12 protein-coding genes are annotated in these 11,274 nt (G+C 70.8%); 6 read left to right on the top strand and 6 right to left on the bottom strand.

Annotation, left to right across the window (positions count from 1 at the left end; translation table 11 throughout):
* Window positions 1-2,148: helix-turn-helix transcriptional regulator (locus tag AOK15_RS48335; RefSeq protein WP_055520090.1), on the top strand; the 2,148-nt coding region annotated here is incomplete at its 5' end.
* Between the two features lie 48 nt (window positions 2,149-2,196).
* Complete coding sequence (locus AOK15_RS23600; protein ID WP_055520092.1) at window positions 2,197-2,790, top strand: hypothetical protein; 594 nt, start codon at window positions 2,197-2,199, stop codon at window positions 2,788-2,790.
* Window positions 2,791-2,795: 5 nt separating this feature from the next.
* Here the strand turns inward: AOK15_RS23600 and AOK15_RS23605 are convergent, their stop codons facing one another.
* A complete protein-coding gene (locus tag AOK15_RS23605) occupies window positions 2,796-3,218 on the bottom strand; it encodes an ATP-binding protein (RefSeq protein WP_055520094.1) in 423 nt (140 codons plus the stop codon).
* Between the two features lie 130 nt (window positions 3,219-3,348).
* Between AOK15_RS23605 and AOK15_RS23610 the strand changes: the two genes are divergently transcribed.
* Both AOK15_RS23610 and AOK15_RS42585 read left to right on the top strand, forming a co-directional pair.
* Window positions 3,349-4,215: a helix-turn-helix domain-containing protein gene (locus AOK15_RS23610; protein ID WP_055520096.1), complete on the top strand. Its 867-nt coding sequence runs from the start codon at window positions 3,349-3,351 to the stop codon at window positions 4,213-4,215.
* On the top strand, window positions 4,212-4,409 hold the full coding sequence (locus tag AOK15_RS42585; RefSeq protein ID WP_079058647.1) for a DUF397 domain-containing protein: 198 nt from the start codon (window positions 4,212-4,214) through the stop codon (window positions 4,407-4,409). The genes AOK15_RS23610 and AOK15_RS42585 overlap by 4 nt, the downstream gene beginning before the upstream one ends.
* 336 nt (window positions 4,410-4,745) lie before the next feature.
* Here AOK15_RS42585 and AOK15_RS42590 read toward each other — a convergent pair whose 3' ends face one another.
* A complete protein-coding gene (locus tag AOK15_RS42590) occupies window positions 4,746-5,216 on the bottom strand; it encodes a hypothetical protein (RefSeq protein ID WP_240508561.1) in 471 nt (156 codons plus the stop codon).
* 292 nt (window positions 5,217-5,508) lie between these two features.
* Between AOK15_RS42590 and AOK15_RS23615 the strand changes: the two genes are divergently transcribed.
* Window positions 5,509-5,991, top strand: coding sequence for a hypothetical protein (locus AOK15_RS23615; protein WP_240508562.1), 483 nt, complete (start codon window positions 5,509-5,511; stop codon window positions 5,989-5,991).
* A gap of 55 nt (window positions 5,992-6,046) precedes the next feature.
* Here AOK15_RS23615 and AOK15_RS23620 read toward each other — a convergent pair whose 3' ends face one another.
* Window positions 6,047-6,439, bottom strand: a complete 393-nt coding sequence (locus AOK15_RS23620; protein WP_157870347.1) for a hypothetical protein — start codon at window positions 6,437-6,439, stop codon at window positions 6,047-6,049.
* Between the two features lie 80 nt (window positions 6,440-6,519).
* Complete coding sequence (locus AOK15_RS23625) at window positions 6,520-8,535, bottom strand: AMP-dependent synthetase/ligase (RefSeq protein ID WP_055520100.1); 2,016 nt, start codon at window positions 8,533-8,535, stop codon at window positions 6,520-6,522.
* 265 nt (window positions 8,536-8,800) lie between these two features.
* On the opposite strand from AOK15_RS23625, the gene AOK15_RS23630 reads away from it, so the two are divergent.
* Window positions 8,801-9,721 (top strand): MaoC family dehydratase, encoded by a 921-nt coding sequence (locus AOK15_RS23630; protein WP_055520102.1) that lies wholly within the window; start codon window positions 8,801-8,803, stop codon window positions 9,719-9,721.
* A gap of 306 nt (window positions 9,722-10,027) precedes the next feature.
* On the opposite strand, the gene AOK15_RS23635 is transcribed toward AOK15_RS23630, so the two are convergent.
* Complete coding sequence (locus tag AOK15_RS23635; RefSeq protein WP_055520103.1) at window positions 10,028-10,684, bottom strand: TetR/AcrR family transcriptional regulator; 657 nt, start codon at window positions 10,682-10,684, stop codon at window positions 10,028-10,030.
* 77 nt (window positions 10,685-10,761) lie between these two features.
* Window positions 10,762-11,181, bottom strand: coding sequence for a DUF4229 domain-containing protein (locus AOK15_RS23640; RefSeq protein WP_055520105.1), 420 nt, complete (start codon window positions 11,179-11,181; stop codon window positions 10,762-10,764).
* Window positions 11,182-11,274 lie beyond the last annotated feature (93 nt).

The raw sequence follows: 11,274 nt of genomic DNA on the forward strand, positions 1-11,274 counted from the left end.
CTGCGGGAGATCGCGAGCGGGCTGACGCAGGAACAGGCGCGCGGGGAGCGGCCGTTGCTGGACCCGCCGTCCCTCGGCAGTCATCTGGAGCGCGCCTGGGCGACCCGTATCGACGCGCTGCCCGACCCGGCCCGCCGGGCGCTCGTCGTCCTCGCCGCCGGCCGCTCGACGGCGGCGGGCCCGCTGGGCAAGGCGCTGGAGGCGGCCGGGCTGTCGCTGGACGCCCTCGCCCCCGCGGAGGAGGACGGCCTGATCACGGCGACGGCGGACGGCCTGGACTTCCATCATCCGGTGCTGCGCGCCCTGGTCCTGGGCCGCGCCCCCCTCGCCCTCCGTTACGCCGCGTTCCAGGCGCTGGCCGAGGTGAGCACGGGTTCGCTGCACGCCTGGTACCGGGCGTCCGCGACGCCCGGCCCCGACGAGGACACGGCGTCCGCGCTCGCGGAGGCCGCGCTGGAGGCCCGGCGCCGCAGCGCGTTCGGGGAGGCGGCGCTGGCCTGGCGTCGGGCCGCCGACCTCACCCCCGACCCGGCCGCCCGCGCCGGGCGCCTCCTCAACGCCGCGTCCGACGCGCTTCTCAGCGGCTCCCCCGCCGGGCCCCAGTGGTGCGAGGAGGCCGTCCGCATCACCCCCGACCCGGCGATGCGCGCCGCGATCCAGGGCCTGTTGGGCCGGATGTACACGTGGAAGGGCGAGACCGCGCAGGCGTACGGCCTCCTCGTGAACGCCGCCGACGCCGTACGCGACAGCAACCCGACCCGCGCCTGCCTCCTCCTCGCCGAGGCGACGGCCGCCGCCCGCCTCGACGGCCATGTCCCGGCGGCCGTACGCGTCGCCGAGGAGTCCTTGGCGCTCGCCTCCGAGTCCGGCCCCGAACGCTGGTACAGCCTCACCCTCCTCGGCGGCGCCCTCGTCATGGCCGGCCGCACCGCCGAGGGCCGCGCGATGCTGGAGTCCGCGGACCGGCACGGCGCGGGCGACCCCGTACGCGACCAGCAGGTGTACGCGATCGCCGGGCAGGCGTGGAGCCGTGTCGAGGAGTTCACGCGGGGCCGCGGTCTGCTCAACACGGCGGTGGAGTCGGCGCGACGGCACAGCGCGGTCGGGGTCCTGGGCTTCACCCTCGCCGTACGGGGCGAACTGGAGACGCGGATCGGCCAGTGGGCGTCCGCCCGCGGCGACCTGACGGAGGCGCTGCGCTGGGCGGAGGAACTGGGCCAGCTCACCTGCGTCAGCTACGCCCTGTACTGCCTGGCCCGCCTGGAGGCGCTGCGCGGCGACCGCGTGGAGTGCGAAGAGCATGTGGCGCGGGCGCGGCGGGAGTGCGGGGCGTACGGCATCGGCTGCCAGGAGTTCCACATGACGGCCGTACTCGGCCTGTCTGCCCTGGCGTACGGCGACCACGAGGCGGCCGCCGACCAGCTGGAGCAAACGTTGTCACTCGCCGTGGAGCAGGGCATCGGCAACCCGGAGGTGGTGCCGTTCGCGGCGGACCTGGCGGAGGCGCACGTACGGGCCGGGAACGCAGCGCGGGCCGGTGAGGTGGTCGCGTGGCTGGAGGAGCGGGCCAAGGAGACGGGCCTGGTCTCGGCGGAGGCGGCGGCCGCCCGCGTACGGGGCCTGCTGGCGGGAACACCGGAGGAGGCGGAGGCGCACTTCGGGGCGGCGCTGAAGGCGCACGGGCGGACGACGGGCCCGTTCGACTGGGCGCGGACACTGCTGTGCGAGGCGGAGGTGCTACGCCGCTACCGGCGCCCGGCAGCCGCCCGTGCGCCTCTGTCGTCCGCCCTGGCCTGCTTCGAGCGCCTGGGCGCGGTGCCGTGGGCCCGGCGCGCGGCGAGCGAACTGGCGGCGGCCGGGGGTCTGCCGACCACCGCCCCGTCCGGGGCCGGGACCAGGTCCGGTTCCGGTTCCGTTTCCGGTTCCGTTTCCGGCGGCATGGGCGGGGTCCTGGGCCAGCTGACACCTCAGGAGTTCCAGGTGTCGCGTGCGATCGCGAGGGGCCTGAACAACACGGAGGCGGCGGCGTCGCTGTTCGTGTCCCGGAAGACGGTGGAGGCGCATCTCACCCGCATCTACCGGAAGTTGAAGGTGCGGTCGAGAACGGACCTGACGAGGCTCCTGACGGCGGCGGACCTGGTGGATTGAGTACGGGTACTCATGTGGGGGTGCGTCAGCGACCGGCATCGTTCAGGCATGCGATCGAATCCTCTGCGCAAGTCCTTGCTGGTGGCCGCACTCGGCGGCGCCGTCGTCCTGTCCTGCATCGGTGTGGGCAGTGCCGCAGCCGCGACGGCCGACGACGCCGAGACCCGGTTCGTGGAGTTGGCCACGAGCATCCGGGACTACTGCACCCCGGTCCGGCCGAGCGGCGGTGTCATCGACCGCCCCGCCGCGACCTCGTCCGTGTCGCCGTCCGGGAACCTCGACTCCGCCCAGCCGGTCTCCGTCGACCCGGTGCCGCTGAACGCCGTGGAGCGGTGCGCCGGCCAACAGCACCAGCGGCGCGTCCACGACGGCTTCTGGCAGGCCGGGGCGAACCGCAGCTACGAGGCGCTGCACGCCAAGCTGACCGAGCTGGGCTACCCGGCGTCCCGGATCCACCGCATGCCGGACTTCAGCGGCTCCCCGCGGGCCCGGGTCGACCTGCGCGTCCTGGGCGGCGACCACCTGGCGGTCCAGGTCACCGGCACGTACCTCGGCGCGATGATCGAGACGTTCGGCACGCCGGAGGGGGTGGACGTGACCGAGGTGCGACTGAAGCCGATCATCGACCGCCCGTCGTTCTGACTCCCCTACGGTCCGGTACTCAGCTCGGTCCACACGGTCTTGCCGAGCGCTCGATCCTCGACGCCCCACTTGTCGGCGAGCGCCTCCACGATGAGCAGCCCGCGCCCGGACTCGGCGTCGCTCGCCGACTGCCGCGGCGTTCTCGGCCGCCGAGTCCCGCAGGCGTCGGCCACCTCGATACGCAGGGTGCCGGTCTCCCGGACGATCCGCAGCAGGAAGCTGTGCCCGTAGACGTAGCCGTGCATCGCGGCGTTCGTCACCAGCTCGGCGACGACGAGTACGGCGTTGTCGTGCACGTCGCTCCCGTAGGCGATACCCCAGGCGTGCAGCCGCTGGGCGGCGACTCGGCGCGCGAGCCGGGCGCCGCGGCGGCTGGGCGTGAACAGCTGGGTGAATTCACCGAGGGCGGTGGGGATTTCCTGACTCATGTCACTCAGCGTGGTCGACCGGTTCTAGCCTGACCAGGTACGACGGCGGGACGCTATGTAGCCGTATGGGTGCGGTGCGTCGAGTGTCGGGTCGTCGGCCGTGACCACGACGAGGGTGAAGGCAGGATCGATGGCGGACACGGTTCACGAACGGAAGCCGGAGACTCCAGCGGAGGCCGACGGTACAACTGGCGTCTTCACGGCGGTCGGCAAGCTCTTGAAGCTCCTGCGGGAACGGGCCGGACTGACCCAGAAGGACCTGGGCGAGGCGGTCGGCTACGGCCCGGACGCGATCAGCGCGATGGAGCGGGGGGTACGGGTCTCCCGCCCCGAGGTACTGGAGAAGGCGGACGAACTCCTCGACGCGGGCGGCCTGTTGCGGGCGATGATCCCGGAGATCAAGGAGGGAATGAAGAAGGCGCGGACCCGGCATCCGGAGTGGTATCGCAGCTACGCGGGGTTGGAGGCGGAGGCGGTCGAACTGCACTTCTACGCCAACCAGGGGGTGCCGGGGTTGTTGCAGACGACGGAGTACGCGCGGGCGGTGTTCTCACGCCGTCGACCGCTACTCGACGACGAAACCATCGAGAGGCGGGTGGCTGACCGCATGGACCGCCAGCAGATCTTCGACAAGTGGCCCGCACCCGTGCTCAGTTACGTGCTGGAGGAAGTGGTGCTGGACCGGCCGATCGGTGGTGCGACCGTCCACGCGGAGCAGCTGCGGCAGTTGCTTCGGATCGGCGGCATGCGGAACGTTGAGATCCAGGTGATGCCGACCAGTCAGGCAGCGCACCCCAACATGGACGGGGCGTTCAACCTGCTCACGCCCAGGAGGCACCCGCAAGTGGCGTACACGGAGATCCAGGGCTTTCCCCGACTGATCACAGACCTTGAAGAGGTCCGAAAGATCGCAGACCGCTATGGGATCATGCGGGCCATGGCACTCCCTCCCACCGAGTCCCAGGCGTTGATCGAGAAGAAGTTGGGGGAACTGTGAGCGTCGAGGAACTCTCCTGGATCAAGTCGAGCCACAGTGGGGGCGAAGGCGGCGAATGCCTGGAGATATCCCCCTGCCCCCACGCCATCCACATCCGTGACTCCAAGAACCCCGCTGGCCCCCACCTCACCCTGTCCCCCACAGCGTGGGCGACTTTCCTTGTCTTCTGCGAACGTCCGACGGGCAATGTTTAGGCTAGCCGCCAAACGAGTGGGAGGTCAGCACGATTTAGCCGCAGGCCACCTTTCGCTCTCCTGAGATCCACCCCACCCAAACGACGGTTCACGAACTGACTCGAATAATACGGCCACACCATTACGCTGAAACCATCTACACGGTATGCACATTTATTTAGCTACACCCCGTGAAACTCAAGGCGATTGATCATACACTCACCCCCACGAGGATCGCGTAATCAACCTTCCAAACCCTGATAGCCGACACCCTAAAAACAAGTCGGACTCAACAAGAGAAAGCCCTCGAAGACAATAAGCCTTCGAGGGCTTCGCGTTCCGCGACTAACCTATTCGCTAAACCCACACGGCCACAAGGTCGGCAGCAACGACGAGAATCGAACCCCAGGTGAAGGAAATTTCGTGCGACACGCCTGAAGGGTGTGGAAGCACCTCGTCCAGCTGCAGTGCACCTAGGCGGGGCAATGTGCCATCAGATTCCTCGACATTCGTACGGAAGGACTGGACATCCGAGTAGCGGATACACAAGCCGCTTTCATGTTTCCACTCATTCGGAGCCAATACCAACTCGAGGGAGATTCCCTCTTCGCTATCAACGAGGGTCGCCTTGCCCAGTTCCAGATCCTTGACGCACCGAGAACCTCGAAAGTTGTAGTGGTCGGGATCTGTGGCAAACTCCGCCGCGCCAGGGGGAAGGTCGCCGGAAAGTCGTGGAAGAGCCTGCAAGTACGCCTGCGGATCCAGGTGGTATCCGTACTGGTCTTGCAATGGCTCTCTGCATGAATGTACTTCATCGGCATCCACCACCCGTGATGCGCGGACGCTTCCAATTGTCGCCCTTGACGTTCTCCGTCCCCTTGGGGCCGATGCGGCCATCTCGCCTCAGTTCACCCACTGCCTTCAAATTATTGTAGACGAGTCGGATTCCGCACGGTGAAGGCCGCGTTGGAGTCGGTCTGGCCGGAGCCGCGGAAGAAGCCGAGGCCGCGCCGATCCCGGTGGGAATCGCTCTCCGTGCAACCGGAGCCGTCCGGCAGTGATCTACAGGGGAGACAGCCGACGGACGGCCGACGGTCGGCCCAGAGAGAGGACGGGGCTGATGCGGAGACGGGTCTTTCTGTGGTGTACCGGCGGTGTGCTCGTCGCCGCCCTCACCGCCGGAGGCGTGTGGTGGAACTGGTTCCGTGCGCCGTACGCTCTCGCGGACTCGCCGGGCATCGATGTGACGGTGCGGGCGGAGAGGTCCAGGTACCCCGACGTACGGGAGACCGCCGAGGACGTGGACACCCTCGTCCGGGTCTACGTCCAGCGGCTCGCGGCCGGGGACACGGAAGCACTCGCCCGGCTCGCCGCACCCTCGTACCAGGGGGTCGAGGCGGCGGCCGCCGACACGGTGCGCACCTACGGGAAGGCGGCGAGCGGGCACGTCGAGGTGACCGTGCTGGAGGGGGCCGTCGACTACCTCAACCCGATCCGGGTGACCTTCGAGAAGGCGGGTCGGCAGCAGGAGCTGCTCCTCGTCAAGGACGACGGTCACTGGTGGCTCGCGTTGGGTGAGGGCGACCCGGCCGGTGGGGTGTAGGCGGGCGGATCCTCACGGCCGCCTCACCGTCATGGTTCACGGCGGGCCAGGGCCCTCACACCGTCGCGAACCAGAGGTCCTGTCCGGAGAACTCCTCCACGTCCATCGAGGAGAATCCCTCCGGGTGTCCGAACGCGTCGCTGAGCACTTCCAGACCGCAGGAGAGTTCCGGAGCCACCCACGAGGACACGGTGATGACCTCGCAGCCCAGCTCCGCCGCCGCACGGGCACTCGGGGAGTCGGCCAGCGCAACGCACAGGGGGATGGTCCCGGAGACGATCGCCTCGTCCTCGGCTTCGCGCCTGAGGGAGCCCCACCCCTCCGGGGCATCCCAGTCCCAGTCGAGATCGAGTTCGCAACGGTCGGCCAGCTCCTCCATGACTCTCTTCGAGTCGAGCCAGGACCAGCTCGCGCGACGCCGGGCCGCCCGAGCGACCACGTCGGACACGTTCCCGCCGGTCTGAGACCCCGGGGCCGTGCAGGGGCCTGAGGCTGTCGGTCCGAGCCGTGATGGCCGGTCGGTAGTCATTACCTCTCGTACAGTCCCTCGATCTCCGCCGAGAACGCCTCCTCGATCGTCTCCCTCCGGAGCTTCATCGACGGAGTCAGATGGCCGGCCTCCTCCGTGAAGCCGCCGGGGAGGACGGTGAAGCGGCGGATGGACTCGGGGCGGGAGACGAGGCGGTTGGCCTCGTCGACGGCGCGTTGGAGGACCCTGAGCAGTTCCGGGTCGTCCACGAGGAGTTCCGCGGGCACGGCGTGCTTGCCGTTCATCTGGCGCCAGTGGGTGATGCCCTCGGGGTCGAGGGTCAGCAGGGCGGTGACGTAGGGGCGGCGGTCGCCGACGACCATGGCCTGGGCGATCAGCGGGTGGGAGCGGAGCCAGTTCTCCAGCGGGGCCGGGGCCACGTTCTTGCCGCTGTCGGTGACCAGGATCTCCTTCTTGCGGCCGGTGATGGTGAGGTAGCCCTCCTCGTCGAGCCGCCCGATGTCGCCGGTGGCGAACCAGCCGTCGGGGCCCGTCGGGACGACTCCGCCCGCCTGCGGGTCCCAGTAGCCGCGGAAGATCTGGCCGCCGTGCAGGAGGACCTCTCCGTCGGCGGCGATGCGCACGCGCGTGCCGGGCAGCGGCCAGCCGACCGTGCCGAGGCGGGGGCGGACCGGCGGGGTGACCGTCACAGCCGCCGTGGTCTCCGTCATGCCGTAGCCCTCGAAGACGTCGATGCCGGCGCCCGCGAAGAAGGCGGCCAGGCGGCGGCCGAGCGGGGAGCCGCCGCAGATGACGTAACGGACCCGGCCGCCGAGGGCGTTGCGGATGCGGCGGTAGACGAGGGGGTCGTAGAAGGTGCGGGCCGCCCGGAGGAAGGCGGTGGGGCCGGGGCCGGTGCCGTGCTGCTGCGACTCCAGGGCCTCGCCGTAGCGGCGGGCCACGGCGGCGGCGCGGTCGAAGGAGGAGGCGCGGCCCATGCGTTCGGCGGAGGCGCGGGCCGTGTTGAAGACCTTCTCCAGGACGTACGGGATGAGCAGCAGGAACGTCGGCCGGAACGACTTCAGGTCCGCCAGCAGGTCCTCGGTGCGGAAGCTCGGGGAGTGGCCCACCCGGATCCGGGCCCGCATGCACGCGATCGCCACCATGCGGCCGAAGACATGGGCGAGCGGGAGGAAGAGAAGGGTCGACGCCTCCTCGTCGGTCTTCGCGCGGAAGATCGGGTAGAGGAGGTCGATCGCGTTGTCGACCTCGGCGAAGAAGTTGCCGTGGGTGAGGGCGCAGCCCTTGGGGCGGCCGGTGGTGCCCGAGGTGTAGATGAGGGTCGCGAGGGTGTCGGGGCCCAGCACCCCGCGCCGTACGGCGACTTCCTGGTCGGACACGTCCCGGCCCCGTTCGGCGAGGCGTTCCATGTGGCCCTTGTCGAAGACCCACATGTGCCGGAGGTCGGGGATGCGGTCGAGTTCGGGGCCGAGGGCGGCGGCCTGGGCGGACGTCTCCACGGCGAGGGCGACCGCGCCGGAGTCCTGGAGGATCCAGCGGGTCTGGAAGACGGAGGAGGTGGGGTAGACGGGTACGGTGACGAGGCCCGCCGCCCAGGCCGCGAAGTCCAGCAGCGTCCACTCGTACGTCGTCCGCGCCATGATGGCGATACGGTCGCCCGGCATCAGCCCCTCGGCGATCAGGCCCTTCGCCACGGCGAGCACCTCCGCCGCGAACTCGGCCGCCGTCACGTCCCGCCAACGCCCGCCGTCCCCCGCGGGGGTGCCGCCGCCATTGCCGCCGCCGCTGCCGTTCGTGTCCTCTCGGCCGTCCCCGGCGCCGCCGCCCCGGTCGTCCTTGCCATCGGCCCTGCCCCCGTCGCCCCTGCCGTGGTCCTTGCGGCTGAGGACGACCGCACCGGGCTCGTGGTCCGCGTTGTCGAAGGGGATGTCCGCGAGGGAGCCGTAGGTGCCGGGCGTGACCAGCGGGGGGACGTACGCCTCTCGTACCGTGCCGTCCAGCCGCTTCAACTCGGGTTCCACGAGCAGGGGTTCGCTGCGATCGAGGGGGGACACGGGCGGCTCCTGGGCGTCGGTGTGCCCGGATCGTACGGGGCCGGTGTGTGAGGTTCGTGTGAGTGTGGGGGTGGTCCGGGGATGTTCCGGGGGCGGGGATGTGCAGTGTCGTGCAGCGCTCCGCCGCAGGTCAAGGCGGCGCCACATTACCTGAGGGTCGTTCATCTCCCCTGCTCGCGCACCCTGCTTCCGGGAGCTTTACCTCGGGTAACCTGACTGGGGAGTAAGGAAGTGCGCCGCACCGGGGAGAAGGGGAAACCGTCCGATGCCTCAGCTCACCCTCACCGGCCCGCCTCTCCTCCCGCCCCTCCTCGCGCGGGGCGCTCTGCTCTCCCCGTGCAAGAGCCGCAGACTGCCTCGCGCGGCCGCACGGCACGGCGACGGCAGGGTCGGCCGCCTCGACCGGCTCGTCCTGCCCGGCGTACGGATCGACCTCGCGCGTCTCGCCGCGTACGAACGGGTCTGCGGCTTCCCCACCGGCGAGGACGCCGTCCCCCTCACCTATCCGCACGTCCTCGGTTTCCCGCTCGCCATGCGGATCATGTCCGGCCGCGCCTTCCCGCTGCCCCTGCTGGGGCTCGTCCACACCTCGATCGAGATCACCCGCCGCCGTCGGCTGCCGGCCACCGGCGAGTACGAACTGACCGTGTACGTGGACGGGTTGACTCCGCACCGCCGGGGCACCGAGGCCGCGGTCGTGACGGAGGTACGGGACACCGGTGGCGCATGCGGCTGCGACGAGATCGCCTGGGAGTCCCGCAGCACGTACCTCGCACGGCACCGCGTGGTCGACGCCCCGAGCCTCACCGGTGACAGCCGACGGCCGGCGGCCATGCCGCTCCCCGCGCTCGCCGAGTGGCGGCTCGGCGCGGACGTGGGGCGGCGCTACGGGGCGGTCTCGGGCGACCGCAACCCGATCCACCTCCACCCCCTCGGTGCCCGCCTGTTCGGGTTCCCGCGCGCCATCGCCCACGGCATGTGGACCGTCGCCCGCTGCCTCGCCGAGCACGGCACACCTCCCGCCGCCCTGGTCCGCGCCGAGTTCCGCGCGCCGGTCCCCCTCCCGAGCACCGTCACCTACGCGGCGGACGGCCGCCCCGGCGGCGACTTCGAACTCCGCGGCACGGACCGGAGGGGCGGGCAGCGGGTGCATGTGACGGGGAGCGTGTACCCGCTGATCCAGTGAGCGGCGCACACCGGGTCCGGCGGGATGCCGGGCTCGGCTCCCCCTCCCCCATGACGCCGCGCCTACGATCCGCGCCGGGGGTACGTGACGTGTCGGCGGAGGTCACCGGCAGAGGTCACCGGCGGAAGTGATCGACAGAGGTCACTGGCGGAGGTCAGCGGCGCATCGGGGGACGCTCCGCGTCGCCAACCAGCCCTACCCGTCGTCGCCGGTCGCAGCCCGACCCGCGGCCGGAGACCTCCGACAGGACGCCGGCGGACCGGCAGACCCGGTGGGCCTACGGTGCGGTCACGTCGGCCGGTGGGCCTACGGCGTGGTCACGTCGGCCGGTGGGGTCCAGGGGTGGCCGTCCATCAGGTTGCCGAGGCCGGACCAGGCGAAGTTCATGAGGGTGGCGGCGGCCTGCCGGGCCGTCAGACCGGGCGTGGCGTTGGCCCAGGCCGCGAGGGCCTCGGCGGCGCCGACCAGCGCCTCGGCGAGGCCGGCGACCTCGCGTTCGGGGAGGGAGGGGTCGCGGCGGGCCTCGCGGGCGGCGACCAGGATCAGCCCGGTCACGAACGTCACCATCTCCTCGCGCATCGCCGCGACCTCGGCGGCGAAGGGTTCACCGTGCGTACGGGCCTGGAGGTGCAGGACGGCCCAGGCGTCCGGGTTGCGCGCGGTGTGGGTGAAGAACGCCCGCAGCCCCTCCCAGAGTTGCCGGTCGGCGGGCAGCCGGGGGTTGACGCCCTCGCGGACGGCGGTGGTGAGCGCCTCGGCCTCGCGGCGGATGCAGGCGGTGAAGAGGTCTTCCTTGGAGTTCAGGTACAGGTACACCAACGGCTTGGACACGCCCGCCAGTTCGGCGATCTCGTCCATGGAGGCGGCCCGGTAGCCGCGCTGCCCGAACGTCCGCACGGCAGCGTCCAGCATCTGCTGTTCCCGTACCGCCCGGGGCATCCGTTTGTTCTTCACAGCACCCATGCGGGCAAGCGTACGGTTTGGCCGCCGGGAAAGATCCCGACCGTTTCCGGGCGGACCACCTGGCCGTCCCGGCCCGCCTAGGAAGCCTTGACGCCCTCGGAAGCCTTGACGTCCTCGGAGTCCGGGCCGCTCCCGGCGGCCTTGGCGTTCCCGGCGGCGGTGCCCGTGGCGGTGTCCTCGGCGGGGGCGCCGGCCGGGGCCGGGGTACGGGCCGCGTCGTCCGCGTCGTCCTCCTGGCTGCGGTTGGCGGCGAGGTTGGACTTCACGCGGTCGATGGAACGGTCGAGGCGCGGGGCGATCCGCTCCGAGGCCCGGTCGCGCTCCTTGCGGAGCGCGACGAAGCTGATCGGCGCGGAGACGACGAGGGCGAGCATGATCATCCACATGCCGTTGGAGGCGCCGAGACCGCGCGGGGCGACGCCGGAGTAGACGAGGGCCCAGACGACCACGAAGCAGCCCACGAAGATCCCGAGGCGCATCAGTGTGTAGCGGAGCATCTCAATCCACTCTTCCGTTTCCGTACCGGACGTTCCCAAAGGCCACCGTCCAGTGAAGCACGGTCGGGGGGCGATCTTGCACGGGGGTACGGG

The organism is Streptomyces ossamyceticus (assembly GCF_001418475.1).
Lineage (GTDB): Bacteria > Actinomycetota > Actinomycetes > Streptomycetales > Streptomycetaceae > Streptomyces > Streptomyces ossamyceticus.